This is a genomic window from Bradyrhizobium sp. LB8.2, assembly GCF_040548035.1.
In the GTDB taxonomy this organism is placed as follows: domain Bacteria; phylum Pseudomonadota; class Alphaproteobacteria; order Rhizobiales; family Xanthobacteraceae; genus Bradyrhizobium.
Genome location: NZ_JBEPQV010000006.1, coordinates 142114 through 169067, shown reverse-complemented (window position 1 = coordinate 169067; position 26954 = coordinate 142114). Strand labels below are relative to the sequence as shown.

21 protein-coding genes and 3 pseudogenes are annotated in these 26954 nt (G+C 60.2%); 12 read left to right on the top strand and 12 right to left on the bottom strand.

Going from position 1 to position 26954, the window contains the following annotated elements; translation table 11 throughout:
- Positions 1-34: 34 nt before the first annotated feature.
- Together ABIB06_RS10445 and ABIB06_RS10440 are read right to left on the bottom strand one after the other, a co-directional pair.
- Positions 35-2332 (bottom strand): FdhF/YdeP family oxidoreductase, encoded by a 2298-nt coding sequence (locus ABIB06_RS10445; protein ID WP_354049499.1) that lies wholly within the window; start codon positions 2330-2332, stop codon positions 35-37.
- A gap of 394 nt (positions 2333-2726) precedes the next feature.
- On the bottom strand, positions 2727-3005 hold the full coding sequence (locus ABIB06_RS10440; protein WP_247443036.1) for a hypothetical protein: 279 nt from the start codon (positions 3003-3005) through the stop codon (positions 2727-2729).
- On the opposite strand from ABIB06_RS10440, the gene ABIB06_RS10435 reads away from it, so the two are divergent.
- The 9 genes and pseudogenes from ABIB06_RS10435 (at position 2979) to ABIB06_RS10395 (ending at position 12382) form a co-directional block, all read left to right on the top strand.
- Positions 2979-4754: a thiamine pyrophosphate-requiring protein gene (locus tag ABIB06_RS10435; protein WP_354049498.1), complete on the top strand. Its 1776-nt coding sequence runs from the start codon at positions 2979-2981 to the stop codon at positions 4752-4754. The genes ABIB06_RS10440 and ABIB06_RS10435 overlap by 27 nt on opposite strands.
- Before the next feature lie 2 nt (positions 4755-4756).
- A complete protein-coding gene (locus ABIB06_RS10430; protein ID WP_354049497.1) occupies positions 4757-5866 on the top strand; it encodes an enolase C-terminal domain-like protein in 1110 nt (369 codons plus the stop codon).
- On the top strand, positions 5863-6834 hold the full coding sequence (locus ABIB06_RS10425; RefSeq protein WP_502916543.1) for a hypothetical protein: 972 nt from the start codon (positions 5863-5865) through the stop codon (positions 6832-6834). The genes ABIB06_RS10430 and ABIB06_RS10425 overlap by 4 nt, the downstream gene beginning before the upstream one ends.
- 43 nt (positions 6835-6877) lie before the next feature.
- Positions 6878-7489 carry a gluconate 2-dehydrogenase subunit 3 family protein gene (locus ABIB06_RS10420; RefSeq protein ID WP_354049495.1) on the top strand — a complete coding sequence of 204 codons (612 nt, stop codon included), beginning with the start codon at positions 6878-6880 and terminating at the stop codon, positions 7487-7489.
- Positions 7479-9191, top strand: a complete 1713-nt coding sequence (locus ABIB06_RS10415; protein ID WP_247443031.1) for a GMC family oxidoreductase — start codon at positions 7479-7481, stop codon at positions 9189-9191. Before ABIB06_RS10420 ends, ABIB06_RS10415 begins: the two co-directional genes overlap by 11 nt.
- Complete coding sequence (locus ABIB06_RS10410; RefSeq protein ID WP_247443030.1) at positions 9188-9625, top strand: PPC domain-containing DNA-binding protein; 438 nt, start codon at positions 9188-9190, stop codon at positions 9623-9625. Before ABIB06_RS10415 ends, ABIB06_RS10410 begins: the two co-directional genes overlap by 4 nt.
- Before the next feature lie 85 nt (positions 9626-9710).
- Positions 9711-10746: pseudogene (locus tag ABIB06_RS10405) on the top strand (SDR family oxidoreductase).
- Positions 10747-10752: 6 nt separating this feature from the next.
- A pseudogene (locus ABIB06_RS10400) lies at positions 10753-11100 on the top strand (trehalase-like domain-containing protein); the annotation flags it as partial.
- Positions 11101-11224: 124 nt separating this feature from the next.
- On the top strand, positions 11225-12382 hold the full coding sequence (locus ABIB06_RS10395) for a glycoside hydrolase family 15 protein (RefSeq protein ID WP_354049494.1): 1158 nt from the start codon (positions 11225-11227) through the stop codon (positions 12380-12382).
- Positions 12383-12416: 34 nt separating this feature from the next.
- Here the strand turns inward: ABIB06_RS10395 and ABIB06_RS10390 are convergent, their stop codons facing one another.
- The 4 genes from ABIB06_RS10390 to ABIB06_RS10375 form a co-directional block, all read right to left on the bottom strand.
- Positions 12417-12887, bottom strand: coding sequence for a low affinity iron permease family protein (locus ABIB06_RS10390; RefSeq protein WP_247443026.1), 471 nt, complete (start codon positions 12885-12887; stop codon positions 12417-12419).
- 93 nt (positions 12888-12980) lie between these two features.
- Positions 12981-14447: a sodium:solute symporter family protein gene (locus tag ABIB06_RS10385; RefSeq protein ID WP_354049493.1), complete on the bottom strand. Its 1467-nt coding sequence runs from the start codon at positions 14445-14447 to the stop codon at positions 12981-12983.
- Positions 14444-14641, bottom strand: a complete 198-nt coding sequence (locus ABIB06_RS10380; RefSeq protein ID WP_247443023.1) for a DUF3311 domain-containing protein — start codon at positions 14639-14641, stop codon at positions 14444-14446. Before ABIB06_RS10380 ends, ABIB06_RS10385 begins: the two co-directional genes overlap by 4 nt.
- A 160-nt stretch (positions 14642-14801) precedes the next feature.
- Entirely contained in the window at positions 14802-15017 is a 216-nt protein-coding gene (locus ABIB06_RS10375; protein WP_247443012.1) for a hypothetical protein, read from the bottom strand.
- A gap of 240 nt (positions 15018-15257) precedes the next feature.
- Between ABIB06_RS10375 and ABIB06_RS10370 the strand changes: the two genes are divergently transcribed.
- On the top strand, positions 15258-16361 hold the full coding sequence (locus tag ABIB06_RS10370) for a S1C family serine protease (protein WP_247443011.1): 1104 nt from the start codon (positions 15258-15260) through the stop codon (positions 16359-16361).
- A 608-nt stretch (positions 16362-16969) separates the two neighbouring features.
- On the opposite strand, the gene ABIB06_RS10365 is transcribed toward ABIB06_RS10370, so the two are convergent.
- The 3 genes and pseudogenes from ABIB06_RS10365 to ABIB06_RS10355 all read right to left on the bottom strand — a co-directional run bounded on the left by ABIB06_RS10365 (position 16970) and on the right by ABIB06_RS10355 (position 19653).
- On the bottom strand, positions 16970-17548 hold the full coding sequence (locus ABIB06_RS10365; protein ID WP_354049492.1) for an MFS transporter: 579 nt from the start codon (positions 17546-17548) through the stop codon (positions 16970-16972).
- A gap of 642 nt (positions 17549-18190) precedes the next feature.
- Entirely contained in the window at positions 18191-18658 is a 468-nt protein-coding gene (locus ABIB06_RS10360; RefSeq protein ID WP_354049491.1) for a PDZ domain-containing protein, read from the bottom strand.
- Between the two features lie 159 nt (positions 18659-18817).
- Positions 18818-19653: pseudogene (locus ABIB06_RS10355) on the bottom strand (formate/nitrite transporter family protein).
- A gap of 387 nt (positions 19654-20040) precedes the next feature.
- On the opposite strand from ABIB06_RS10355, the gene ABIB06_RS10350 reads away from it, so the two are divergent.
- Positions 20041-21375: a hypothetical protein gene (locus ABIB06_RS10350; protein ID WP_354069043.1), complete on the top strand. Its 1335-nt coding sequence runs from the start codon at positions 20041-20043 to the stop codon at positions 21373-21375.
- Positions 21376-21835: 460 nt separating this feature from the next.
- Here the strand turns inward: ABIB06_RS10350 and ABIB06_RS10345 are convergent, their stop codons facing one another.
- Entirely contained in the window at positions 21836-23086 is a 1251-nt protein-coding gene (locus ABIB06_RS10345) for an FAD-binding domain (protein ID WP_354049489.1), read from the bottom strand.
- 297 nt (positions 23087-23383) lie between these two features.
- Positions 23384-25306 carry a chloride channel protein gene (locus ABIB06_RS10340; protein ID WP_354069045.1) on the bottom strand — a complete coding sequence of 641 codons (1923 nt, stop codon included), beginning with the start codon at positions 25304-25306 and terminating at the stop codon, positions 23384-23386.
- Between the two features lie 300 nt (positions 25307-25606).
- On the opposite strand from ABIB06_RS10340, the gene ABIB06_RS10335 reads away from it, so the two are divergent.
- A complete protein-coding gene (locus tag ABIB06_RS10335) occupies positions 25607-26533 on the top strand; it encodes a cytochrome c oxidase assembly protein (protein ID WP_354049487.1) in 927 nt (308 codons plus the stop codon).
- A 255-nt stretch (positions 26534-26788) separates the two neighbouring features.
- On the opposite strand, the gene ABIB06_RS10330 is transcribed toward ABIB06_RS10335, so the two are convergent.
- Positions 26789-26944, bottom strand: coding sequence for a biotin/lipoyl-containing protein (locus tag ABIB06_RS10330; RefSeq protein WP_354049526.1), 156 nt, complete (start codon positions 26942-26944; stop codon positions 26789-26791).
- Positions 26945-26954: the final 10 nt, after the last annotated feature.

The following is a 26954-nucleotide window of genomic DNA, read 5'->3' as shown; positions in this document are numbered from 1 at the left end:
TCAGTCTCTTCCACCTGCTTCCGCGGCCAAACCACTATGCTCGAATCCGCACCGGGACCGATTTGGCTGCTGGCGTCTTCGATTGCTGATCGTGGTGCGACAATGGCACCAGTGGATTCATCTCCGGATAGTAGGCGCCGAGGCAGCCATCCGGCAGCTTGAACGGCGTAACTTTCAGCGGTCCGACCTCGCGGTGGACACCGTCGTCGGCATCGCTGACCAGGGCGACCATCTGTCCCTCCTTGAGGCCGGCGCGCTCGATCTCGTCCGGGTTGATCAATAGCACGTCGCGGGTGCCTTCGATGCCGCGCAGCCGGTCGCTGAAACCGTAGATCGTCGTATTGAATTGATCGTTGCTGCGCATCGTGAGCAGCCGATATCGGCCAGGCGCATCGTCAAATCCGGTCGAGCTCAGCGTCTCCGGTACGGTGAACTCAGCTTTGCCGCTCTTGGTCTTCCAGATCCGCTCACGCGCGGAATTGCCACGGTAGAACCCGCCCGGCGTGAACATTCGGGCGTTGAAGTCGTGAAATTCGTCCGGGTAGGTCTCCGCTATCAGGTCGCGGATGAGGCCGTAATTCCCGACCCATTCATCCCATTTCAGTTTCGGGTTACCCGGCAGTGTCGCTTTGGCGAGTCCCGCGACGATCTCGACCTCCGACTTCAGGTGCTCGCTTGCCGGCTTGCGGAGGCCGATCGATCCCTGGATACAGCTGAATGTATCTTCCATGGTCACCGCCTGCGGCCCGCTTGCCTGCACATCCTGCTCGGTGCGGCCCCGGCAGGGCAGCAGATAGGCCACCTTGCCGTTCACCAGGTGACTATGATTGAGCTTGGTCGCGATCTGGACTGTGAGCTCCATATTGGTCCAGGCCTTCTCCATCGCGTCGCGCTCGGGGATGGCGCGGACGAAATTGCCGCCAAGGCCGAAGAACGCCTTCACGCTCCCGGACAGAACGCCCTTGCAGGCATCCAGCGTGTTCATGCCTTTGTCGCGCGGCGGATCGAAGTCGAATTGTTTCGCCAGCTTGTCGAGCGGCACGAGTTCTGGCTTTTCCGAGATGCCGACCGTGCGTTGACCTTGCACGTTTGAATGCCCGCGCACGGGTGAGATGCCGGTGCCGTCGCGGCCGATATTGCCTTTCAGCAGCAACATGTTGGCGAACATCGTGACGTTATCGAAGCCGTGGACATGTTGAGTGAGGCCCATGCCATAGATACCGATCACGCGATCCGCCTCGACATAAACTTGCGCGGCGCCCTCGATCACCTCGCGGCCCAGGCCGGAAGCCGCCTCGATCTCTTGCCACGTGGTGGCGCGAACCTTGGCCTCGAACTGCTCAAAACCAGAGGTGTGTTGCTCGATGAAGGGGACATCGAGCACCCGCTTTCCATTCTCCTTTGCTTTGTCGTCGGCCGCCAAGACATGCTTGCAGATGCCGAGCATCACGGCGATGTCTCCCCCGACCTTCACTTGATGATACTGGCTGCTGATCCTGGTCTCTTTACCGGTCAGCATTTCGGTGGGGTTCTGCGGATTGACGAATGTCTCCAGGCCTTTTTCCCGCACCGGGTTGAAGGTGATGATCTGAACGCCGCGCCGCGCTGCATCCTGGAGGGGGTGCAGAAACCGCGGGCTGTTGGAGCCGGTGTTCTGGCCGAAGAAAAACATCGCGTCGCAGTTGCTGAGATCATCAAACACGACGGTACCGACGCCAGCGCCAATGACCTTCTTCAGCGCGACCGAGGTGGTCTCGTGGCACATGTTGGAGCTGTCAGGCAGATTGTTATTGCCGTAAACGCGCGCGAACAGGGCGTAAAGGTACGAGGTCTCGAGGCTGGCTCGCCCGGAGGAATAGAAGATCACCGACTTCGGGTCCAACGTCCTGAGTTGCGATCCGATGGCGTCCAAGGCTTCGTCCCAGTCACAGACCACGTAGCGGTCGCTGTCGCGATCGTAACGCATCGGATGGGTCAGCCGCCCTTGCTGTTCGAGATCATAGTCGGGCCAGGAGCGCAATTCCGTGACCGTATGCTTGGCGAAGAATTCCGGAGTGCACCGGCGCGTCGTGAGTTCCCACAGCGTCGCCTTGGCGCCGTTCTCGCAGAATTCGAATGTGTGGTAGTCGGCCGGCTTTGCCCAGGAGCAGGAGACGCACATGAAGCCCTTCGGCTTGTTCTGCCGCCTCAGCGTATCGAGCGCGGTCGGGGAGTCCCATTCCTTGCCGAAGATTCTGGCAATGCCCTTGAGAGAACCCCAGCCCCCGGACGGGCCATCGTATTCGACCGTATGCTTGTCTTCGCTGTCGACCGTGCTGTTCGTCTGGGACATTCGCCAACTCTCGCCAACCGCCGCCACCCACCACGCCGCTAACGTATGTTCCAGGCCCGCGTTCCTGTGCCATCTGCACGCCTTTTGGCCGATCACTCGAAGTTGGCCAGTCCAGGGCCTCATTGGCTCCAAAGCCGGCAACCACCCTCTGGGCCGTCCCTGGCCTGCGCACAAATAGTCGGAGCGCTACCCGTACAAATGATTCCGACCTGATCCGCCCTAGGCGCCTAACGACTCGCCAAGACCTTGTTACGAAAGCCGTTTGGAGCGGACTGTTCATCTGCTCGGCAGACCATCACTCGAAGCCGGGGTTTGTGCGATTTGCCCTAAGACTGATTGGAACAGGGACGCCTCTCCCATCATTGTTTCGGGGAAAGCTCGCACAATGCAGCTCTCAGCCGAAGGATGGCAATCCGGTGCTCATCACGATCGGACCGCAAGGAATGTCCGTGTTCGAAGCCGTGAACTCGACAGGCGCGAACTCGAATACGAACACAACTGAAACAATCTCGAACTCGACCACGGGATCCGGCGCCTCGTCCAGCACAAAGAAGAAGTAGCTGGCGATACTGCGGTCGATCTCATCCGAGCCGGCTGCGTCACAACCACTGCAACAGGTCCGTTTCCCTTCAGAGAGAAGAACAACATGAACGTAAGCGAATATGTCTGGCATCGGCTTTCAGAATGGGGATTGAGCAGGGTTTACGGATATCCGGGCGATGGTGTAGGCGGTTTGGATGTTGCGCTTGAAAAAGCCAAGGACAAGATGGACTACGTCCAGGTCCGCCATGAGGAAATGGCTGCCTTCATGGCCTCGGCGCACGCTAAATTCACCGGGCAGGTTGGTCTGTGTTACGCAACGTCGGGCCCGGGCGCCATCCATCTGCTGAACGGGCTCTATGATGCCAAGATGGACCACGTCCCGGTCGTTGCCCTGGTCGGACAGCAGGCGAGGTCGGCTATCGGTGCCAGCTATCAACAGGAAGTCGATCTTCAGGCGCTGTTCCAGGACGTCACCGAGTATGTGGCGCTGGCCAGCGTTCCAGAGCAGGTGCGGCATCTGGTCGATCGCGCAGTGCGCATTGCTCACACTAAACGGGGGGTTAGCTGCATCATCCTGCCGAACGATTTGCAGGAGCTCGACTATAAGGATCCGCCGCTCGCGCATGGTGCCACGCACACTGGCGTTGGTTATGCCGGCCACGCGAAACGTCCTGAGGACAGCCTGCTGCGCGCTGCCGCCGACGTTCTGAACAGCGGCAAGAAAGTCGCCATGCTGGTGGGCGCCGGTGCGCTCGAAGCCACGGACGAAGTCATCTCCGTCGCGGAGCGACTGCAGGCCGGCGTCGCGAAGGCGCTGCTTGGAAAGGCGGCAGTTCCCGACGATCTGCCGTTCGTCACCGGCTCGATCGGGTTGCTGGGCACCAAGCCGAGCTGGGATCTTATGAAGAGCTGCGACACGTTCCTGATGGTCGGATCCGCGTTTCCATATAGCGAATTCCTGCCGAAGCCGGGAGACGCCCGTGGGGTACAGATCGACATCGATGGCAGCCGCTTGAGCCTTCGCTATCCCATGGAAGTCAATATCGTCGGCGACAGTGCGACCGCTCTGGCAGCACTGTTACCGCTGTTGAAGCAGAAGAAGGAGCCGTCGTGGCGAGGTGAAATCGAAAAAGGCATGAAAGAGTGGTGGGCGACGCTCAAAGCGCGCGCGATGAATTCGGCCGAGCCTCTCAACCCCCAGCGAGTTTTCTGGGAACTGTCGCCACGGCTGCCGGATAACGCCATCATCACCGCCGATTCCGGATCCGTGGCGAATTGGTATGCGCGGGATCTGAAGATGCGGCGCGGGATGAAGGCCTCGTTGTCGGGCGGGCTTGCCTCGCTGGGAGCGGGCACGCCTTATGCCGTTGCCGGCAAGATGGCTTATCCCGACCGCACCGTCATCGCCTGCATGGGCGACGGCGCGATGCAGATGAACGGGCTGAACGTGATGATTACCATCTCCAAATATTGGAAGCAGTGGTCGAATCCGAGATTGATCGTGCTTGTGCTGAACAACCGCGATCTCAATCAGGTCACCTGGGAAGAGCGGATCATGCTGGGCGCCGGTAAAACCGAGTCGACGCAGAGCATTCCCGATTTCACCTATCACAAATACGCCGAGCTGCTCGGGCTGAAGGGCATCTTCGTCGACAATCCCGACAGGGTCGGCGCAGCTTGGGACGAGGCGCTGTCGGCGGACCGTCCAGTTATCCTCGAGGCCTATACCGATCCAAATGTGCCGCCGTTGCCGCCGCATATCACACTCAAAGACGCAAAGAACTTCGTCAGCATGATTCCATCGGAGCCGGAACTCGGCAGCGTGCTCAAGAACAGCGCGAAGGAGCTATTGACCAGCGTGCTTCCTGGAAAAGACTGATCATGAAGCCCGAGGTATCGATTCATAGCGTGCGTGCGCGGGCGTTCAGGATTCCGACTGACGGACCCGAGGCAGATGGAACGATCAGTTGGGACTCGACAACGCTGGTCCTGGTGGAGATCTCGGGCGGCACCCAGACCGGGATCGGCTACACCTATTCCAGCGCCGCCATCGTCCACCTGATCGTCGGAAAGCTTGGTCCCGCCATCGAAGGCGCCGACGTCATGGACCCTCAGGCCGCCTGGCTCCGAATGCAACAGGCGGTACGCAATCTGGGTCGGGAGGGAATGGCCGCGACGGCGATCTCGGCGGTGGACACTGCCTTGTACGACCTAAAGGCTCGTTTGTTCGGATTGCCGCTCTTTCGGTTATTGGGCAGTTATCGCGATGCGGTCGCGATTTACGGTAGCGGCGGTTTTACGACCTACACCGACCGGCAATTGGAAGAGCAATTGGGTGGTTGGGTGGCCGAGCAAGGCTGCGCGTTCGTCAAGATGAAGATCGGCTCCGAACCCGAGCGCGATCCCCACCGTGTGAAGATCGCGAAGCGCGCGATCGGCGATCGCGCCAGGCTTTTCGTCGATGCCAACGGGGCGTATGGCGCCAAGCAGGCGCTGGCACTCGCGGACCGGTTCGCCGAGCAGGACGTCGGCTGGTTCGAGGAGCCCGTGTCGTCGGATGATCTGGAGGGGCTGAGGACTGTTCGTGCGCGGGCGCCAGCGACGATGGAGATCGCGGCCGGGGAATACGCCTACACACTCGACTATGTCCGGACCATGCTCCAGTCGAGGGCCATCGACGTCCAGCAGGCCGATGTGACCCGTTGCGGCGGGATCACCGCATTTCTGCAGATAGCAGCGCTTTGTGAGGCCTTTCACATCGACTTGTCCGGCCATTGTGCGCCCGCGCTGCATCTGCACGTCGCTTGCGCCTCGCCGCACCTGCGGCACCTGGAGTGGTTTTATGATCACGTCCGAATCGAGAGCATGCTTTTTGAAGGCGCGCCCGCTCCGCGCAAGGGAATGATTCGTCCGGATGCGTCCAGCCCAGGTAACGGTCTGTCGTTCAAGCATCAGGACGCTGCCCAATATGCGGTGCAGGGAAGCGCATGATGGCGGGAAACGGACGCAATCTGCTCTTGGGCGCGGGCGTTCTGGCTGCCGGAGTCGCGAGCGCCGCTCTACGGCATTCGACGATGGCTCCGCTGACGCGACCTTATCGTGAAACGCGTCTCCGATCGCAGGCTTCGATTCGGAAAGGAGCGACAGTCCTCGCAGCACGACGGCTTAACCGCGCCGCCGGTACACTTGCAGCTTCGGTTCTCGCCGACAGCGGAATCGAGCACTATCGCGGCTCATTCAAGAACAAGGCGATGTTCACGCCGCTCGTCGTAGCCTCGATGACGCTCGCCACCAGCATTCATGGGACATCCGACAAGCGGCCGTTCTCACATCTGCTGCGCGATATCACCTATGTACTGGCCGCCGCGACGGGCGTGGTCGGTACGGCCTTTCACGTCTACAATGTCGGCAAAAAGGACGGTGGCTTCAGCTGGCAGAACGTGTTCTACGGGGCGCCGCTCGGTGCGCCGATGGCCATTCTTCTGGCGGGACTGCTCGGCTTCTGCTCCGAACGCGTGCGCGAGAGCACGCCGGGCACGCGGCCGGAGATTTTCGCGCTGCCTGCGGGCCGGACGATTGCGGCTGTTGCCGGCGCCGGTTTGCTCGGAACGACAGGCGAGGCTGGGTTACTGCACTTCCGCGGCGCCTTTCACAACCCGTTCATGATGTTGCCGGTGACGCTGCCGCCGCTCGGCGCCGCGATGTTGTTTTCCGCCGCCGCGCGGGGTCCCGGCCGTCGTCACCGCTCGACCCACCGATTCATGAGAGTGCTCGCGGCGACGGGCTTCGCCGGCGTCGGCTTTCACGCCTATGGCGTGTCGCGCAACATGGGCGGCTGGCGCAACTGGAGCCAGAATATCCTGAACGGGCCGCCGCTGCCGGCGCCGCCTAGTTTTGCGGGTCTTGCCCTTGCGGCTCTCGCCGCTCTGGAATTGATGGGGGATCATCCCGATGCGTGACCAACGGAGCCAGGCCGGCGACCGCTATCCAGGCTATGACGTGATGAAGAAGCGCTTCACTCCTTCCTGGAATGAGCAGACGCGACGCGTGATCGAGCGGCGGTTGGCCGTTCGCGATGAACCGCGATTCTTCACGCCATCGGAATTCGAGACGGTGTGCGCCATCGCCGCGCGCATCGTTCCGCAGCAACATAACCCTGAAGTCATACCGGTAGCGGCCTTGGTCGATCACAAGCTGCATCAGGGAGTCTCCGACGGCTATCGGCTCGCCAGCATGCCGCGGGAAGGAGAGGCCTGGCGAATCGGACTCGCAGCGATCGATGCGGAATCCGGGACGGCGCATGGCGCGCGTTTCGCCGCCCTCTCACCGGATCAGCAGGACAGGGTATTGGCGCGAGTTCAGGGTGGAAGCGCCGGCGCCGCCGAATGGGGCACGATGAGCCCGAGCGACTTCTTCAAGAAGCGCATGGCGAGAGACCTGGTGCTTGCCTACTACTCCCATCCTGCGGCGTGGAGCGAGATCGGTTGGGGTGGTCCCGCGAGCCCGCGCGGCTACGTCCGTCTGGACTTCAACGACCGCGATCCCTGGGAGGCCGCGGAAGCAAAAGTCGAGGATGATGTCTCGGCGCGCCGGATGAACCGTCATGTCGGATGATCCGCTGCAAGTGCCACGCGCCACCAAGGGACGCGCCCCTGACGTGTTCCGTCCCGGCGGCTGGGTCCCGATGCGCGAGTACGACAACGACGACGAGGTCGATTTCGTCATCGTCGGCACGGGAGCGGGGGGAGGCACGCTGGCCTGCAAGCTCGCCGAATACGGCTTCTCGGTCGTCGCCCTCGATGCTGGCCCGTACTTTCGGCCGCTCGAGGATTTCGCCTCCGACGAATCCGAGCAGACGAAACTTTACTGGACCGACGACCGCATCGTAGATGGCGACAATCCGCTACAGATGGGCAGCAACAACAGCGGCAAGGCGGTCGGCGGCTCGACCGTACACTTCGCCATGGTGTCGCTGCGGTTTCGGCCCGAATGGTTCAAGTCCCGATCGCTGCTTGGCTACGGCGCCGACTGGCCGCTGGATTGGCGGGAGATGTGGCACTACTACGGCGAGGTCGAAGACGCCCTGAAGATATCCGGCCCGGTTACTTATCCCTGGGGGCCGCCGCGTCCGCGTTATCCCTATCGTGCCCACCCGCTGAATGCCGCTGCGCGCGCGCTGGCCAGAGGCTGCGAGGCGCTCGGTATTCAATGGACCGAAACGCCGCTCGCCACTCTCTCCGCGCCGCGCGGGCGCGCCCACCCATGTGTCTACAGGGGGTTCTGCGTGACCGGCTGCTCGACCAACGCCAAGCAGAGCGCGCTCGTTACATGGATTCCACGTGCGATTGCCGCCGGTGCTGAAATTCGCGACCTTGCGATGGTCGGCAGGATTGAACTGAACCCCGGCGGACTGGCCGCGGGCGTGCACTATCACCGCGAAGACGCCTGGCATTTTCAACGCGCTCGGCATGTCGTCGTGGCGGGCTATGCAATCGAAACGCCGCGTCTGCTTTTGAACTCCGCCACTGACCAGTTTCGCGACGGGCTTGCCAACAGCTCGGGGCTGGTCGGCAAGAATTTGATGGCACAATCCAATCAGGCGGTCTGGGGTCTCATGGATGATGAGGTCCGCTCCTACAAGGGTCCGCCATCGCTCGCGATCACCGAGCACTGGAACTACGAGGATCGCGGCAAGGATTTCTTCGGCGGCTACAGTTACATGAGCCAGGGCCCGCTGCCCCAGCTCTGGGCCAATACCCAGATGAGTGCACACGGCCTGTGGGGTTCGCGCCTGATCGAGGCGATGAAGGACTACAACCACGTGGTTGGTCTGAAAATCGTCGGCGAAATGCTGCCGCAGGAAGCAAATCGCGTCACGCTCGCCGACGACGTCGACCAGTATGGCCTCCGTATCCCACGAATTACCTATTCATGGTGCGACAACGACAAGCGGCTGATCGACCATGCCCTCAAGTTCATGGGCCGGGCCCTGCAGGCGGTGGACGCCAGGGATCTCTGGATCCAGGAGGACGACACGTGCCACCTCAACGGCACAGCTCGCATGGGTGATGATCCTCGGACGAGCGTTGTCGACGCAGATTGCCGAAGCTGGGATATCCCAAATCTCTGGATCTGCGATGGATCCGTTTTTCCGACCGTGGGCGGCGCCAATCCATCACTCACCATCCAGGCGATCGCCTGTCGGACGGCGGATCGCATCCGCGCGCTTGGCCGGCGCGGTGAACTGCATACGGAGCGCCGGTCAGTTCGACCCGCGCGTATATCGGCCGCAATGAAGGAGAATGCCGCCTCATGAAACAGAAGCTGTTGAATGACAACAATGGGCAACGAACCTTCGCCGTGGTGATGGATGGTGGCGACGAGGTGCTTGACTGCCTGAAGTTGTTCGTCGCGAAAGAGCGCATCACCGCAGCGCAAATCACGGCCATAGGCGCTTTCAGCGAGGTCACGCTCAAATACTTCGACTGGACGCGCAAAGCATACGTCGAGAATAGGGTGGACGAGCAGGTCGAGGTCGCCAGCCTCATCGGCGACGTTGCGGTGGGGCCATCGGGCGATCCGGCTATCCATATCCATGTCGTGGTGGGTAAGCGCGACGGCGCTGCGATGGCCGGGCATCTGGGAAAAGCGCTGGTGCGCCCTACGCTCGAGATCGTGGTGACGGAGTCGCCGGCGCATTTGCAGAAACGGTTGGAACCGGAGTCGGGTCTCGCGCTGATACGGCTGTAATAATAATGTTGAACTACGAACCCTGGTGGAGAGTTGACTCAAGGTTGGGAGGCAGCGTTCGAACCTCGCGCAAGGTGCACATCTGATGACCGAACTCGATGAACCGTTCGCCCCTGTTGTCGTCGTCACCGGCGCGAGCGCCGGGGTTGGGCGCGCGATCGTTCATCGCTTCGCCCGGGCGCACTGGAGAATAGGCTTGATCGCACGCGACGCGGATGCTCTCGCGGAGGTCAAGCAAGAGGTCGAGCGGGCTCGGCGGCCGTGCGCTGGTGGTGGCGGCCGATGTATCGGACGCCGAGGCGGTATTCAGGGCGGCCGATGAGGTGGCGAGAGTATCTGGCGCGATCGACGTCTGGATCAATGACGCGATGGTGACGGTGTTCTCGCCGGTTTGGTAAATCACCCCGGAGGAATTTCGACGCGTGACCGAGGTGACGTATCTGGGTTTCGTGCACGGCACGATGGCAGCGCTCCGGCACATGCGCCCGGCCGGCCGCGGGCATATCGTGCAAATTGGATCTGCGCTGGCTTACCGCGGCATTCCGCTGCAATCGGCTTATTGCGGCGCGAAGCACGCAATACGTGGATTCACGGATTCGTTGCGCGCCGAACTGATCCACGAGCGCAACAGCGTTCGTCTCACCATGATGGAGTTGCCCGCGGTGAACACCCCGCAATTCGACTGGGCACGCACGCACATGCCGCGACAGCCGCGGCCGGTCGCGCCTGTTGTTGAGCCGGGCGTGATTGCGCAGGCGGTGTTTCAGGCGGTGCAACGTCCCAGGCGCGAATACTGGATTGGATGGAGCACCATCAAGGTGATCCTCGGAAATATGCTGCTTCCCGCATTTCTCGACCAGTATCTGGCGAAGGTGGCGTTCGCCGGCCAGGAGACTAGTCAGAGCGTCGAGCCGGATCGACCGGACAATCTGATGGCTCCAGTCCATTCGCTACATCGAACGCGCGGTCGCTTCGGCAATGAGGCTGGCGACCGGGCGATTGTGGCGCCCGGGACGTGGGCGCGGGTGGCGCCATTTGTGGTCGGCGGGATCGCTCTGCTTATCGCAAGCACAGTCTCGGCCGCCTCCGGGCGCGGCCCGAGAGCAGGGCGGCATCGGTGATCACGGATGGCCGGTCGCATCGAGGACTATGGTGTTATCGGCAATTGCGAGACGACGGCCCTGGTTGGCCGCGACGGCTCGAGCGATTGGCTTGGGGTTCCTCGTTTCGATAGCGCAGCCTGCTTCGCAGCCTTGCTGGGCGATCCAGAACAGGGCCGTTGGCTCATTGCGCCCGCGTCCGAGCCTGGCCGGGTCACCCGAGCCTATCGCGGCCACACAATGGTGCTTGAAACCACCTTCGAAGTCGATGGCGGTGCCGTCAGCGTCGTTGACTGCATGGCGTGGCGGGAAGGGGGGTCCGAACTGGTCAGAATCGTTCACGGCTTGCGAGGTCGCGTCGCGATGCACACCGAACTCGTCGTGCGCTTCGGCTATGGCTCGGTTGTGCCGTGGGTCCGACGCTTGAAGGATGGTCGCCGCGAATTCGTCGCCGGGCCGGACCGGCTGACTTTGGCCAGCGACGTTGATTTGCGTGGACATGATTTTCGTACCATCGGCCACTTCGAGATCGCCGCAGGCGAAGAGGTCAGCTTTGTGCTCGGCTGGTCTCTGTCATATCGCCCTGCCCCAGAGCCGCGGCCAGCGAATGAGGCGTTGGCGCAGGCGCTCGCATTCTGGAACGGCTGGTCGCAGCGCTTCAAATCGGGCGGAGAATGGTCGGATATCGGGATATGTCGAAGAGGCCACGGCTTGGCGACAATGGCTTTTGCGCGCCGTTGCCGGCAGCCCGAAGGATCTTCAGATCATGTACGGCGTCGCCGGCGAACGGCGGTTGGACGAATACGAGGTTGGCTGGCTTCCCGGATACGAGGGCTCCGGTCCGGTCCGAATCGGCAACGCGGCGGCCGGGCAGCTGCAGCTGGATGTCTACGGTGAGGTTCTCGACGCGCTTTATGTCGCGCGAATAGCGGGGTTGCCCTACAGCAAAGACAGTTGGTCGCTCGAATGCGCGCTGATTGCGCATCTTGAAACGGTTTGGGAGCAGCCGGACGACGGGATCTGGGAAGTACGCGCTGGCCGCAGGCAATTCACGCATTCGAAAGTGATGGCGTGGGTCGCTTTTGATCGGGCCGTGCGCTCCGCGGCCGAGTTCGGACTGGAGGGTCCTGTCTCCCATTGGCGTGAGATTCGCCAGACCATCCACGACCAGGTTTGCGACCAGGGGTTTGATCGCCAGCAGAACAGTTTCGTTCAGTCGTATGGCGCGACTTCGCTCGATGCAAGTTTGCTGTTGATGCCGATTATGGGCTTCTTGCCGTCTTCCGATGACCGCGTTCAAGGTACCCTAACGGCCATCGAACGCGGATTGGTTCGCGACGGGTTGGTGCAACGCTATCACACGCGTGACGGAGCCGACGGCTTGCCAGCCGGGGAGGGTGTGTTTGTTGCCTGTACTTGCTGGCTGGCGGACAATTACGTCCTGCAGGGCAGGTGGGAAGAGGCCCGCAGCCTGTTCGAGCGCGTGCTCTCGCTGCGCAACGATATCGGCCTTCTGGCCGAGGAATACGATCCATCTGCCAAACGGCAGCTGGGCAATTTCCCGCAAGCCTTTTCGCATCTATCGGTGATTAACACTGCGCACAATCTGAGTGGCGCGCACGGCGCAGCCTACCAGCGCTCTTCGCGCAGCGAGTAAAGCCGCTCTAGCTTGGCCGACCAAGCCACAACAGTCACTCAGAGACAGCTCTCTCCGCGGCTCGTCTCGCCTTGCTTCCGGCTTTTTGGACGGATATTTCCCCCGCCTTTTCAGCGCGCGCCCTGGCTTCGCATTTCTCGCGCAGCTCGGCCAATTCCTCATCCGTGAGATGCTCGATGCCGACGAAGGAATTTCCAGCGGCGCCGGTGCGGATCAATTCGTCAAGCTTCACCTGAATTGCCGCGCTGTCTCGATTCTGCGAATTCTGGATCAAGAACACCATCAGGAAGGTGACGATGGTGGTTCCGGTGTTGATGACAAGCTGCCACGTGTCGGAGAAACCGAAGAGCGGCCCGGTGATCGCCCAGATGACAACCACGGCAACGGCAAGAGCGAATGTCGAGGCTCGACCCGCGGCCAACGAGGTCCGGTTGGCCATGTCGCCAAACAACTTCGCTGCCTTTGATGGTTCCTCTGGCCGTGTTCGGCCCTTCCGCGTGGTCATTCTGGTGTTCCTCCGCGGAACTAACCCGCGCGGGCCGGTTCTGGTTCCCGCTCCCCAGGCGTTAGCGTCCTGCCAAGGTTCCCTTCAGATCATCTATTCTGCGGCCGCCCTTGCCGGGGCTGCGGTGACCCGCGTCGCCGAGCTGACCGCGATCAGCACGATGAAGTTCAGCGCCAGGGCCACAATGCCAACATTGAGGTCCTGGATTTGCGGCGGCAGCCATGACACTGCATGGAAATTGACGCCGGTCAGGCTCGTAACGGCCACTGTTGCAGCACCAGCGATGAGACCTGCCGCGGCGCCTTCTCGCGTCGCGATGTTGCGGCGGGCGAGACTGAGCACCAGTGAGGGAAAAAGCTGCGTAACCAGGCTGTAGCCCATCAGCAGCAGGGCCACGATGGTCTCTCCACCCTTCAGAGTAAAGAATACCGCGACCAAAGCGACCACCGGCACCAGGAGCTTCGCCAACCGCGAGACCTGCCGGTCATCGGCCGCGGGGTTGAGGGCGCGGTAAAGGTTGTTTGCGATCAGGGTGGCGGCCGTGATCAGGATCATCGAGCCCGGCACCAATGCGGTGAGCACGCCGGTGGCGCCTATCACGCCGACGAACCAGGGGTCGAAGGTCTTTACCGAAAGCTTGAACAGGGCAAGGTCGATGTCTGAACCAGAGAGTCCGCGAATTTGCAGCGTCGCCGCGAAGCCGACGAAAAACACAAACAGCAGAATGAGCTGATAGAGCGGCAGCACGATCGCATTCTTGCGGATCACAGTGGCGCTCTTTGCGGTGTAGATCGATGCGAACGTATGGGGCCACATGTAAAAGCCCAGCGCTGTGAGCAGCACGGTCGAGGAAAACCACCACAGGCTCTCACCGTGGGGCGGCAGCACCGTGAATCCAGGCTTTGCCTGCTCGATTGCTGCGAACATCGACCCCAATCCGCCATAATAGTGGAAAGGCAGGTAGATGCCGAGAAAGATCACGACGCCGAGAATCAGTGCGTCCTTGGCGACCGCGGTCCACGCCGAGCCGTGGACGCCGGACATCATCACGTAGGCGGCGACGACAATGGCGCCGATCCAGATGGCGAGCGTCGACGAGATCGCACCGTAGCCGGCAACCTCGACGATGATGCCTAGTCCCTTGAACTGGAGGACGAGGTAAGGAATGAGTGCCGCGATGTCCACGAGTGCGACGATGACGCCGAGCGCCGGACTGTCGTATTTGCGTACGAAGAAATCCGACTGCGAGTACAGCCGGTTCTCCTTCCCATAGCGCCAGATCGGCGGCAGCATGAAATAGGACAGTACGTAGGCGAGCGTGCCGTAGCAGAGAATGTAATAGGCGGGGGCTCCCTTGCCGTAAGCGAAACCGCTGCCGCCGAGAAAGGTAAATGTGGTGTAGATCTCTCCCGCGAGCAGCAGGAACACGAAGATCGCGCCGAAACCGCGCCCACCGACCGTCCACTGCTCGAGGCTCATGTCCTTGCCCCGGCGGGCGAGCAGGCCGAGCGCCAGCGCCAGCAGGGCGGCAGCGGCGATGAACGGCAGCGCGCCGTTCACGTCTCGCCCTCGCCATTGGCGGGATCGGCGATGTAGATCACCGCCATGAGGACGGAGGTAATTAGGATCCACGCCACGATCCAGGCGAGCAGAAATGGCAGGCCAAGGATCACCGGCGTCGCCCGGTTGACAAAGAACGGGCCGAAAATAAGGGCAAAAAACGGAATGACGGCGAGCCAACGAATGCTGCGCATGGCCGGAACTCTCGGATTGATGGTACCCGTCTCACTGCCGAAAGGTTCCCGGCGCCGGCGGAGACGCCTTACCTTCCAGAGCGGTAGCATGGAGGAGGCGGCGATGAACTCGTCCGGCCTCGGATAGCTGGAGCCGCCTCCTTGGATGACCGACGATGCTCTATTTTCGGGGCGTTGCTGGATTGCCCGTGGTCGATCCGGTCGTCGTCGTTGCAGGCGACGTGTTTTGGTTCGATGCCGTCGTATTGTGCCGGCCTGAATAGTAGAACCCGGCCACAATGATCACCAGGGCGCAGATCGCTAAAGCCGCCCAGCCTCCCCAATTGTTGCGTCGATTCTGGTTGGCGAGAGGTCGATTGTCGTTTGGATAGGTCATGTCCAGTTCTCCTTGAAGCCACAAGCCGCTGACAAAGAAGGTGTTCCTATCAATCACCGATCTGACGCAGCGAAGACGGTGATCCTGGTGTCCCGGAGCCAAGGGGCCTTGCACCGCCTCATCGTCTCTGCCCGCCGAGCGAGCCCGGACGCACAAGGCTCGCCCGGCGCGTTTCTCTGAACAGTTACAAGGAACGATTGGAGTTCCCCGAATTTAAGATGCCGGCAAGGAGGCATCAGGGTGCCCGTTCGTTTCCTCCGCTTGGCGATCGTCTGGTTGTTGCTTCTGGTAACCCTATGGGTGGTGCAGCCGTTCGTAACTGCGCTCTGGTTTTCTGCCTCTGCTCCCCGCACGGTCACACCCCGCGCCGATCTCGCTGCAACCGAGCAGGCGACCGTCCGTCTCTTCAAGGAGGTATCGCCATCTGTGGTGCACGTGTTCGCTCGAGGCACGCCCAGCAGGTCCGTGTTTTCCGACGAGCAGGAAAGCACGGTGCAGTCGGGCTCGGGCATTGTATGGGACGTCGCCGGACATGTGATCACCAATCATCATGTCATCAATGGCACGGCCGAAATCGGAGTTCGGCTGACGTCCGGCGAATTCGTCGCCGCCCGTGTGGTGGGCGCCGCTCCAAACTACGATCTCGCCGTGCTTCAGTTGGAGCGGCCAAGATCAGCGCTGCATCCCATTGCCGTGGGGCGTTCGGCTGATCTGCAAGTAGGCCAGAGCACGTTTGCGATCGGCAATCCGTATGGCCTTGACCAGACGTTAACCTCCGGGATCGTGAGTGCGCTTGGCCGAAAACTGCCATCAGTCACCGCGCGCGAGGTCAAGGGGATGATTCAGACCGACGCACCCATCAATCCCGGCAACTCCGGCGGCCCGCTGCTCGACAGCGCCGGACGGCTGATCGGCGTGAACAGTGCCATCCTCTCCGGCTCGGGCGCTTCGGCTGGAATCGGCTTCGCCATTCCCGTCGACATCGTCAACCGCGTTGCGGCCGAGTTGATCCGCAATGGTCACGTCCCGCTGCCGGGCGTCGGTATCGTGGCTGCCAAGCAGGACCAGGCAACGAGCCTCGGAATTGACGGAGTGATCATCCTGCGAACGTTACCCGGCTCTCCTGCCGCGCAAGCCGGAATTGAAGGCGCGAGTGAGGACGGAGTGATCGGGGATATCATCACCGAAGTGAACGGCAAGCCAGTCCACAGCATGGAGGAATTGACTTCGATCCTCGATGAGGAGGGGATCGGCAAACAAGTTGAGCTGACCGTTGAACGTGCTGGACGAACCCGCATGGCCAAGCTGACCATCACGGACATCTCCCAGCCGGCCCAGCAATGAACCCGCCGGTGTCTGTTCTACTCGGCAGCCTCACGCACTTGAGGCGCCTCCGCATGGGGCTTGATTTGGCGTGGTTGCCCCGTCAGCACCGGCTGAAAGAGCGCGGCGGCAGCCATTGTGCTGGCGAGCGCCAGCGCCATCATCCTTCCTGCCTGCGCAAAGATGGCTGGCCGATTCCGCATTCATTCCGAAGCCGATGCAGAGCGCTCAAGCGCGTCGTTATGACCAATTCCGAGTGCGAGTCCCATCGCAATGATGCCAAGCCCCGCGAGGAGCAGCAGACCGTCTCTATAGCTGCCGGTATGATCTCTGAGCCAACCCATTGCGAAGGGGCCGGCGAATCCCGGGAGATTGCCGATTGAATTGATCACCGCGATGCCAGCGGCGGCCGCGGCGCCCGACAAAAAAAGCGGTTGGCAATGTCCAGAAAACCGGCAGGCAAGCGAAGATGCCGAATCCTGCGATACAGAACGCAAGCATCTTCAGGCTCGGATCATCTACGAGTGCAGCCGAAACGAGAGCTGCGGATGCCACCAGCAGCGGCAATGCTGCATGATAGCGTCGCTCCGCGGCCCAATCCGAACGCCGGCCCCACCAGACCATACCTATCACGCCGACAAGTAGGGCGCCGCAGACACGAGGGTGGTCAGGAAGGTGTTGAGTCCGAATGCCTTTGCGATCTGAGGAAGAAAGAAGCTGAGGCCGTAATTGATCGCGACCGCTCGAAATAGACCAGACTTAGGCTGATCACGCGCCGATCGAACAGAACCTCGGAGACCGTGTACAGCTTCGCGGTTGCGGCGCTCGATCGACAGCCTGTGGCTGAGCCATTCCCGCTCGTCGCGCGCCAACCAATCTGCCTCTTCGGGGCGGTCCGTCAGATAAAAGAACAAGACGACGGCCAGGACAACTGCCGGTATCGCTTCGATGAGGAAAAGCCACTGCCACCCCGCCAGGCCGAAGCCTCCATGCAGATAGAGCAACGGTCCTGAGATCGGCGCGCCGATAACGGTCGAGAGTGGAATCGCGGCCATGAAATATCCGACGATCCTGGCCCGATACTCTGCTGGGAACCGAAGCGTGAGATAAAAGATGAAGCCCGGGAAGAAGCCGGCCTCCGCGGCACCGAGCAGCACGCGCAGGACATAGAAAGTGTTCTCATTGCTGAGCTGAGCCAGGGCAGACATGCCATCAATCCGGAGAGGATGCCCCAGCTGAGCATGATGTCCGGGCAATCCATGTGCGCGCACCGAGACGTTCGAGCAACAGGTTGGACGGTACACTGGATAATCAAGCAGGCTTTGATTCCGCCATTCTGGGGTTCGCTCAAGGCATACGGTCGTGCGGAACTCCCAGACGTTGCGCTCCACTTCGGCTGCATTCGGAAAGTAGGCATTTGGAAAAACGCCACGTAGCCTGCGACCAGGGCTGGTCTCAGCCTGCGTGTCCAACGATCAGGTCTCGTTCTCGTCTAGGGACGCCGCAACGAAATCGCAACGAATTAAGTGAAACGACCGTGAACAGAACGCGACCAATGCAGTCGCCGCATGGAGAAAGATCAATAACTTAGAAGATGTTCACTGCGTTCGGGACGCAGTGGGCGCCTCGATCAGATCGCAGCCTGGATCAGGCTGCTTGCCGAATTCTTTCCTTCTCGCCGAGGGGCGCTGGCTTCAATTGGAAAAGGCTGACGACTCGTCGGCTTGCCGCGTGACCGAGCCAATCTGACAACGGCCCTTGTCCTACGAGCGCCTTACCGAGACCAGAAAACGCAACCGCGCCAAATCCTAGACTGAGTTATGCTCAGCTTGCCTTCCGAGTCATCAAAGTCAAGTAGCCGCACTGTTCGGGACGACCATCGCGCCTGGCTGCGCATCCACAACCCCGCATCCAATAGACATACTTCGAAATGACGAAAGCTCGTTGGGCCATGTGCCAAGGTTGACCGTGATCGCCAGAGGTTTCAGGCTTCGAAGGATTTGGAACCGAATGGAGTCGCCAGGCTGCTTTCGGGCTACTCGGCACATAACATCGTCGACCCCATTGATAGGACCACCATCGAGTTCGAAAATCACATCCCTGGCAAGAATACCTGCCCGGGCCGCCGAGCTATCGCTCCTGACATCGACGACAAAGACCCCACGATCCGGCAGACCGAGAACATGGCCTTCAGCTTCAGTCATATCGGATACGACGACCCCCACTCGAGCAACGGTCTGCGCACGCGATGTTGTCAACCAAAAAACCGCGCCGAGAACTATGGGTAACAGTAGCACCGCTCGCCGAGTTCGCTTCATGCGACCTGATCCGCTGTGGATTACGGCGCCGATTCACATCAGCGGCATCCAATAGTGCATCTTGCTATCCGAAACCTACGTCACCGCCAGTCAACCGATCCAGACATTCGGATTGTTACCGGACGACCATGCCCCGCTGCGATATCTCCGCGATCGCGATCAAGCTGCGGCACGCCGCATTGCCAGTTCGGTCTCGCTGCGCTTCGGTGCCGTCCTGACGTGCGTGGCGTACAGGGTAAGCCCCGTGAACGCGAGGCCGCCCACCAAGTTGCCAAGAACCGTCGGAATTTCGTTCCAGACGAAGTAGTCCATGATGGAACATTTCGCGTGGAGCATCAGCCCCGACGGAAACAGGAACATGTTCACGACGGAATGCTCAAACACCATGTAAAAGAACAAGAAGATCGGCATCCACATCGCAATGACCTTGCCCGGGACCGACGTTGAAATCATGGCCCCGACGACGCCGGTGGAGACCATCCAGTTGCACAGCATCCCGCGGATGAACAATGTTGCCATGCCGGCCGCGCCGTGTGCCGCGTAGCCGAGCGTTCGAGCCTCGCCAACATTTCCGATCGTCATGCCTTATCGGGATCCTGCGTGAAGCCGAACGTTGTCACAAATGCCATCATGAAGGCTACCGTGAGCGCCCCGGCAAAGTTTCCGACAAAGACTAGACCCCAGTTTCTCAAAACGCCACCCGGCGTCACACCCGGCCGTTTGTCGATCAACGCGAGCGGAGCAAGCACGAATACGCCGGTCAGTAGGTCAAAGCCCAGCAGATACAGCATGGAAAATCCGACAGGAAACAGTAGCGCTCCGGCCAACGGCTGGCCCGTGTTCACGTTGATCGTGACGGCGAGCCATGCCGCCAAGGCGAGGATCGCGCCCGCCATGTAGGCGCGGATCAGCGTGTCACGGGTGGACATGAAGATTTTAGATTCACCCGCGTCCACCATCTTGGTGACGAATTCCGATGGCGTTAGATACGACATCAATACCCTCTCTGTTCTCAAAGTCGCGACGGCGCCAACAGCCTACTCGTCTTGAAGAGAGCTGATGCAACGCACATGCCAGCGTATGAAACAGCGAACAATCGACCCCAAAGCGGGACAGTTTCGCGTCTCGCCCTCGAAACGGAAGGTGCGCAGCGCCTAGAAGATTAGCAATATCGCCCAGATATATCGCACTATGACCTATTGCATCGCACCACGATGCATTGGCCCTCGTCGGATTTTCGAGCAAATTGGATTCAGAACGTTCAGTAGCCGTCTGTCAGCGTCTTGATTCCAAGAATAGTTCCGGGCATGTTCCCCAAAACAGGGCAGGGGTAGGCCATCAATACGCAGGTTTTACGTGGGCGCATCGCCGCCTCACGGTCGATGTGGATCGCCGCGGTAGCCATTCCCTTGATGTTGCTCGCGCCGGCTCTTTGGAATGGCTATCCGCTGCTTCAGTGGGATACCGGTGGCTATCTGGCAAGGTGGTACGAAGGTTACCTCGTGCCGAGCCGCTCAACGGTGTTCGGCCTGTACCTGCATTTTGGTGAGCATTCGAGCTTCTGGATCAACCTCGGAACCCAGGCCCTGGCGTCACTGTGGATCCTGCAACTGACGCTGCGAGTTCTCGGCATGAGCCAGCCGCTACGGCTGATGGCGATCGGCCTCGTGCTGATCCTGACGACCGCGCTGCCTTGGATCGCCAGCATGCTTCTGACTGACATTTTTGCCGGTCTGTCGGTGCTCGGGCTGTTCGTCCTAGTGTTACACAATGACAGGATTTCTACCGTCGAAAAGTGCTGCCTATTTGTATTCACGGCCTTCGCCGCAGCAACTCACAGCGCAACGCTCGGGGTGCTACTAGGGCTATGCGTGGTCGGGTGGAGTGTACGTCTGCTGCTACGCGGTCAAATCCCAATCATCAGTTTGATTCAGGGCAGCCTGACCCTCGTTGCCGGCGCGGCGATGCTGCTCGCAGCAAACTTCGCCTTGTCGGGACAATTGGCTTGGACTCCCGGTGGCTTCGGTGTTGCGTTCGGCCGCATCATGCAGGACGGTATCGTCGCGCGCTACCTCAGGGACCATTGTCCACGCGAGCAGTTGAAACTCTGTCCCTATCGCGATCAGCTGCCCGCGACCGCCGATCAGTTCCTTTGGGGCAACAGCATGTTCAACACGCTAGGCCGCTTCAAGGGCCTGAACGACGAGATGGGCTTCATCGTGTTGCACTCGCTCGCGGAATATCCGACCTTGCAAGCCGAGGCCGCACTGGCTGCGACCGCGCAGCAACTTACTCTCGTCGCAACCGGCGAGGGCTCCGATGTCTGGATTCCCCACACCTATGGGATCATCGAGCGTTACATCCCGGCGCAAGTAACGCCTATGCGCGCCGCGCGCCAGCAGCATTCCGAGCTCGACTTCACCGCGATCAACTGTCTTCACGTGCCGGTCGCACTGGCGTCGATGTTGCTGACCGTGTTTCTGTTCGGTCGCGGGCTTTGGCGGCGCTCGTTGGATGATCTTACTTTGCTTGCAGGGACTGTAACATTCGCACTGCTCGGCAACGCGTTCATTTGCGGTGTGATCTCGGGTCCGCATGATCGCTATGGCGCGCGCATGGCATGGGTTGCGACTTTCGTAGTGCTGATCTCTGCCGCAAGACACTTTGTCGTACAGGACGAGTCCGACGACCTGCCCACGTCAAGACAAGGCCGTTGAACGACAGACGCCGACAGAATCAGTGCGCCACGGTACCCCTCTCTTGCGTGCGGCTGACAGTGCGGGCCGGGAACTTATGTTCACTTTGTAACTCGAATCGCTTGATGCAGTAGTGGGGAGCCGGGGTATTGCAGGACTTGCCGATTATCTTGGTCGTTGAAGACGACCAGTTGCTCCAAACTCTCATTGAAGAAGCGCTCGGTGTGGCGGCTTCGAACCCGCCATCACGGCATCGGGGGAAGAGGCGGTTACCCTGCTCAAGGGACACAGGGGAAAGTACCGAGCGCTCCTAGACGACATAAATCTACGAGGCAAGATGGATGGTTGGCAGGTCGCTCAACTTGCTCGGGAAATCGACCCGGACTTTCCCGTTGTCTATGCGAGCGGGACCGCCGCTTCAGAGCGCCATAAAGAATGTCGTTCGGCGGAGAGGAGCCATAAGCAAATGATCTACGCGGCTTCATGCCCTCGTTGGGCTCGGTTCCGAGCCAGAGGGTGTCACCCGATGGCCTGACCACGAAGGCGTTAGCCAGTGGTAATCGGGGAGTTGTAGGGTGTCGGTAATATCCCTGCCGATTGCTAGCCTTGCAAGGCCGGGAATGGCGAACGCCTTTATCACCTGGTTGCGAACGTTCAGGCCCCACCGGGTTTTTGGCGCAAAGACCCGAGCAAAGCGCTCGGCGGCGCGCTGTTTCTCCCCGATAAAGGCCCGCAAAAATGCTTCGTATCTGCCAAAGGCATCTTCATGGCGGCCTCCGGCATTGGCGAGTTCACCTGCGAGTACGAATGCGGAAATCATCGCAAGAGCCGAGCCTTGCCCGGCCGTCAAGGATACACAGAATGCTGCATCTCCGATAAGGGCAACGCGGCCGCGCGTCCAGCTTTCCATCCTTATCTGACTAACCCGGTCAAAATAGAGTTGTTGTGCACGATCCAATTCGGCGAGGATGAGGGGGCACTCCCACTTCCCTTCGCGGTATCTTTCGCGCAGCATAGCCTTCTGCCGTTCAAGCCCTTCTGGTAACGTATCGCTATCGGCGGCAAACACGAACAAGAACAGCGTCAGGTCATCATGCAACGTGAAGCGGCCAAGCATGCGGCCGGGCTGTCCATACATCAAATAGATATCTTCGTCGCGCGGTCGGTAACCGCGGACCTCGAACGCTGCGACCGCATAGCCAAGATACTTTTCAAACCGTGACTGCGGCCCGAACGTTAACCTGCGAACGGTGGAATGCAAGCCATCGGCGCCGATAACTAAACCAAATCGGCGAGTGCCCGCATTCTTCAGTTGAACCTCCACGCAGTCGTCGCGTTCCTGAAGGGCAAGAACCTCGCTTTGAAAAATGACATCGGTGTCACCTCTGAGCCTTTCGAAAAGCAACCGAGAGAGGTCGCTCCGTCCGATCGTTACATAGCGTCCGTTCGAAAGTTCATCGAACACCCTGGTGCCAAATCCCGCGATGCGTTTCCCGCGATCGTCAACGACCCGCATCTCACGCGCGTGATAGCCGATGCGATTGATGTCGTCGGTCAGGTGCATTTGTTCAGCGATGTCGTATCCAAGACCCCAGAAATCGACGACATAACCGCCGACGCGCAACGCGCGCGCCCGCTCGATCAGAGTCGGTTGGAACCCCGCCGCCTTCAGCCAGAAGGCTAATGTCGGTCCAGCGATTCCCGCACCGGAGATTAAAACGCTGTTGTTCATACAGAAAAACTAGACGGTGCGCGCGTTCGGGTCACCCCGACAGGAAATCAAAAGAGCTTGATGATCAGAGGAATGTGCCGACCGCTCGCGGTTCCCGATAGGTCCGGCGGGGAATTTACAACCACGACTCTAAGCGTAGTGACGCGGTCGTCCACTCAATGCAAAATATCGATGCAAGGCTTCGCCGCCGCGCTTGCGAGCAGGATAGCGCGCATAGTTATCTCCCGTCTACGCTTCTAGGCCGCACCAGGCGGACATTGATCATTTCCTTCTGGTTTCGCTTCGGTCGCTCGCTGATTAATCGTCGTAGCTATCGATGACCGTGTCAGCTATTGCGCGTTTTGTGATGACGCCAACAATATCTCGGACTCTCGGCCGATCGACCCCGTGAAAGACAATCGCCGCTCCGGAGCGATGCCGTTTCAATCTTGCGAGCACGAGACTCAGGAGATCGATATCCCTGCAAATGACAGCGCGGCTTTCGACGAAGCGCTCGACGAGCAGGTTCGGATTACGCTGAGATTCAAGCCACAGGCCCGAGCGTGGCGGTATCAGGCCGACAATCCGCCCCTCGCGCTCGACGATGATGGCGCGTAGGTCGTCGGTGTCTTCCGCGCCTATGGCTTCCTTCAACGTTGTCCCGACCTTGGCAAGGATGAAACGCCGTTCCATGATGTCCTGGGCCTGCTTGACCAGATAAAGGTTGATGTGCCGTTCTTTCGGGATGCGGTGGCCGCGGTGGCGCAGCTTGATCGTGTAGATTGTCTCACCAATCAGCGTACGGCGAATGCCGGCCGCGACCGCGACACCGACGATCACGGGCACGATGATGGCGTAGTCCCGTGTCATTTCGAACACCATGACGATGGCGGTCATGACCCCGCCGGTGCCGGCGCCAACCATGGCGGCCATGCCGACGATCGCAGCCGAAGGAACGGTCAGGCCAGCGTGTGGAAAGACCATGCTGACCACGAGGGCGAAGGCTCCCCCCAACGTGGCTCCGAGGTACAGCGATGGGGAAAAGATACCGCCGGAGGCTCCGCATCCGAGACTGATCGTCGTGGCCAGCATCTTTAGCACAAACAGCGACGCAAGCAGGCCTGCATATGTCATCTTGTTGTCGAGGGTCGACTGGATGACGCCATAGCCAACGCCATCAACATAGGGATGGCCGAAGGCGTGAGTTAAAGCGACCATCATCAGGCCAACGGCGGCCATCCCGATAATGTTTTGCGTGTAGGCATTTCCGGGCAGCTTGGGAAAGCCGTCCTCCATAACTACCAGCAGGCGTATAAAGGCCCAGGAGGCGACGCCACACAGGGCTCCCAGCACGACAAAAGCGATTGCCTCCTGCAGACCCAGAGCCTGGGCTAGCGACATTTGAATATCAGGGACGACGAAGGCAGGATTCGGTCCGATCAAGATTCTGCCTATGGTCGTTGCGGCACCCGTCGCAATGACGACTGGAAGAAAAGTGCGGTTCGAGACCTCGGGCAACAGGATTTCCAGCGCGAACAGCACGCCGCCAAGCGGTGTGTTGAAGGTCGCCGCGATCCCGGCACCGGCTCCAGCGGAGAGCAATGTGATCTTCTGCCACGTCGACAGTTTGATCGCCTGGGAGAAAGCAGAACCCAGTGCTGCCCCGATCTGAATGATCGGACCCTCGCGACCGACTGCAGCTCCACTGCCAATCGAAAGGGCTGAAGCCAGAGATTTTATGATCGCAACCTGACCGCGGATGTTGCCGCGTTTGTAAAAAACAGCATCCATAACCTCCGGAACACCATGGCCCTTTGCCTCCGGGGCGAAACGCTGCACCAGAAAGACGACAACGAGACCGCCGATGACGGGCGAAAGAAATACCCAGTCGCCAAACCGACTCGGCCCTTCGCTCACATTGGCATCGTACCAGATGCTGAAAGTGCCGATGTAAAACGCGTTGTGAAAAAGACCGATGAGCGTTCGCAGTGCGACGGCGCCGCAGCCCGTCATGACCCCGACAATCAGCGCGAGGCCGCAAAGGACCAGTAGATTGACCCTCCTTTCACGGTCCGGAACCGGTGCGGGGCTGCCGACGACAGGCCGAATTGGAAATTTAGACGAGGAGAGGGGCGCTGATGACATGTCGGGCACAGTTGAATCGGGGAAATGTCCAAACCAATCGACATGAAGTCCCCGCAAAATCAATGGGAAGTTTTGCTGCTTTGGAAACTGCCACACGGCCTGCCTATCGGGCAGCCGCTGCTGCTTAAACCGGCTGTCGACGCATATTCAGAGCGAGCCTGCGAGGGTTTAAGACGAATCCCGGTGCAGCGAGCGCCATGAGATTGATATGGGATTGATGGAGATGCGAACCAAAATTGGGACGTGGTGAGGGTCGAACGTGTCCTACGGATGCAACTACGATCACAAACTCGTCAAACACCACGGCGAAACTGGCTCTCATCGACCGGTGGACGGTTACGCCGCGTCGGTCTAGATCATGCCAGATGCCGGGGGCGGCCAGTGCAAGGAGTCGAGATGGAGCCGCGCTACCGGAAACACCTGAATGTTCTCCTACCGTGCTTCGTGGTGCTCGGCATCATGTTCGGCCTGGTGGCTTATTCGCCGGAGCTGTACCGCGCTTTCTGTGGCGCAACCGGATACGGAGGGACGACACAACGGGCGTATTCCGACTCAACTGCCGCCTCCGATCAGACTGTGACCGTTGCGTTCGACAGCAACGTCGCGCCGGACTTGCCGTGGCGGTTCGAACCTGAGCAGCGCTCCGTGACCGTTCACTTGGGCGAACAAAAGCTCGTATTCTTCACCGCCGAGAATCTCAGCAACGAGTCGATCGTCGGGCACGCGACCTTCAACGTCACGCCGGAGACGAGCGGCATCTATTTCAATAAAATTCAGTGCTTCTGCTTCAATGAAGAGCGCCTTGACCCGCATCAGAAGGTCGAGATGCCCGTTGTCTTTTTCGTCGATCCTGCCTTTGCAAAGGATTCGGACAATCTCCATGTCGATACGATCACATTAAGCTATACATTTCTTCGCTCGGCGAATCCGTCACACAGCGAGAATCTTTCACGTTTCCTGGCCAATGCCGCGCCGGATCCCGTCCACGGCCAACAACTCTTCATGGAACGCTGCACTGCGTGTCACGCGATAGACAGAAACAAGACTGGCCCCGTGCTTGGCGGGGTGGTCGGCCGCAGAGCCGGCTCGGCTCCCGGGTACGACTATTCGCCCGCGCTAAAGAGCGCCGGTCTCATCTGGTCCACGGATAATCTCGATCAGTGGCTGGCCGACCCCCGGAAATTCATTCCCGGCGCACGCATGCCGGTTCGCGTGCTCGACGCCCCGTCTCGCCGCGACCTCATCGCGTACTTGCAGAAGGCAGGCCAGGAGCACAACGACCGGACCGATTCGATCCCGCACATATCAGGTGGAGAATATTAGTAGCCACGTTTCTTAGAGCGTGCGTTGTAACTCAAGTCGGGATAATAAACAGCTTCAGGAGCACATCGATAACGACAGAGCTGAACCCTTCGTCCGTGCCAAGAAAACGCAGATTCAAAGGCGCCGCATCACTTAGCTCTGATTCCGGATACTAGAATCGCACTCAATAAACCTCGATAGGTTAGCACGCACACTCATCAGCAAACAGCTGATTAGGGCGATCGGCTGTCTCACCCCCGCTCCGCCTTCGCACGTTCAGCTTGCGCCAGGGCTCTTGCTGCCACTCCCGTACTTTGTAATCGCTCCGAGCAGTGTGCCTGCCGTAACTGTTTTCCCGTCCATCAAAAGAATCTCGGACAGCACTCCGGTAGCTGGCGCTGTCACCTCTACAGTCGTGCCGTCGGTTTCAATGGGGATGTCC

Coding starts and splice junctions, on each gene's coding strand:
- ABIB06_RS10360 (WP_354049491.1), bottom strand. CDS start 18,658: ATGAAGCGAACTCGGCGAGCGGTGCTACTGTTACCCATAGTTCTCGGC.
- ABIB06_RS10390 (WP_247443026.1), bottom strand. CDS start 12,887: ATGACCACGCGGAAGGGCCGAACACGGCCAGAGGAACCATCAAAGGCA.
- ABIB06_RS10335 (WP_354049487.1), top strand. CDS start 25,607: ATGGAGCCGCGCTACCGGAAACACCTGAATGTTCTCCTACCGTGCTTC.
- ABIB06_RS10375 (WP_247443012.1), bottom strand. CDS start 15,017: ATGACCTATCCAAACGACAATCGACCTCTCGCCAACCAGAATCGACGC.
- ABIB06_RS10365 (WP_354049492.1), bottom strand. CDS start 17,548: ATGTCTGCCCTGGCTCAGCTCAGCAATGAGAACACTTTCTATGTCCTG.
- ABIB06_RS10435 (WP_354049498.1), top strand. CDS start 2,979: ATGAACGTAAGCGAATATGTCTGGCATCGGCTTTCAGAATGGGGATTG.
- ABIB06_RS10345 (WP_354049489.1), bottom strand. CDS start 23,086: ATGAACAACAGCGTTTTAATCTCCGGTGCGGGAATCGCTGGACCGACA.
- ABIB06_RS10425 (WP_502916543.1), top strand. CDS start 5,863: ATGATGGCGGGAAACGGACGCAATCTGCTCTTGGGCGCGGGCGTTCTG.
- ABIB06_RS10395 (WP_354049494.1), top strand. CDS start 11,225: ATGATTTTCGTACCATCGGCCACTTCGAGATCGCCGCAGGCGAAGAGG.
- ABIB06_RS10350 (WP_354069043.1), top strand. CDS start 20,041: ATGTGGATCGCCGCGGTAGCCATTCCCTTGATGTTGCTCGCGCCGGCT.
- ABIB06_RS10430 (WP_354049497.1), top strand. CDS start 4,757: ATGAAGCCCGAGGTATCGATTCATAGCGTGCGTGCGCGGGCGTTCAGG.
- ABIB06_RS10410 (WP_247443030.1), top strand. CDS start 9,188: ATGAAACAGAAGCTGTTGAATGACAACAATGGGCAACGAACCTTCGCC.
- ABIB06_RS10440 (WP_247443036.1), bottom strand. CDS start 3,005: ATGCCAGACATATTCGCTTACGTTCATGTTGTTCTTCTCTCTGAAGGG.
- ABIB06_RS10420 (WP_354049495.1), top strand. CDS start 6,878: ATGAAGAAGCGCTTCACTCCTTCCTGGAATGAGCAGACGCGACGCGTG.
- ABIB06_RS10445 (WP_354049499.1), bottom strand. CDS start 2,332: ATGTCCCAGACGAACAGCACGGTCGACAGCGAAGACAAGCATACGGTC.
- ABIB06_RS10415 (WP_247443031.1), top strand. CDS start 7,479: ATGTCGGATGATCCGCTGCAAGTGCCACGCGCCACCAAGGGACGCGCC.
- ABIB06_RS10380 (WP_247443023.1), bottom strand. CDS start 14,641: ATGCGCAGCATTCGTTGGCTCGCCGTCATTCCGTTTTTTGCCCTTATT.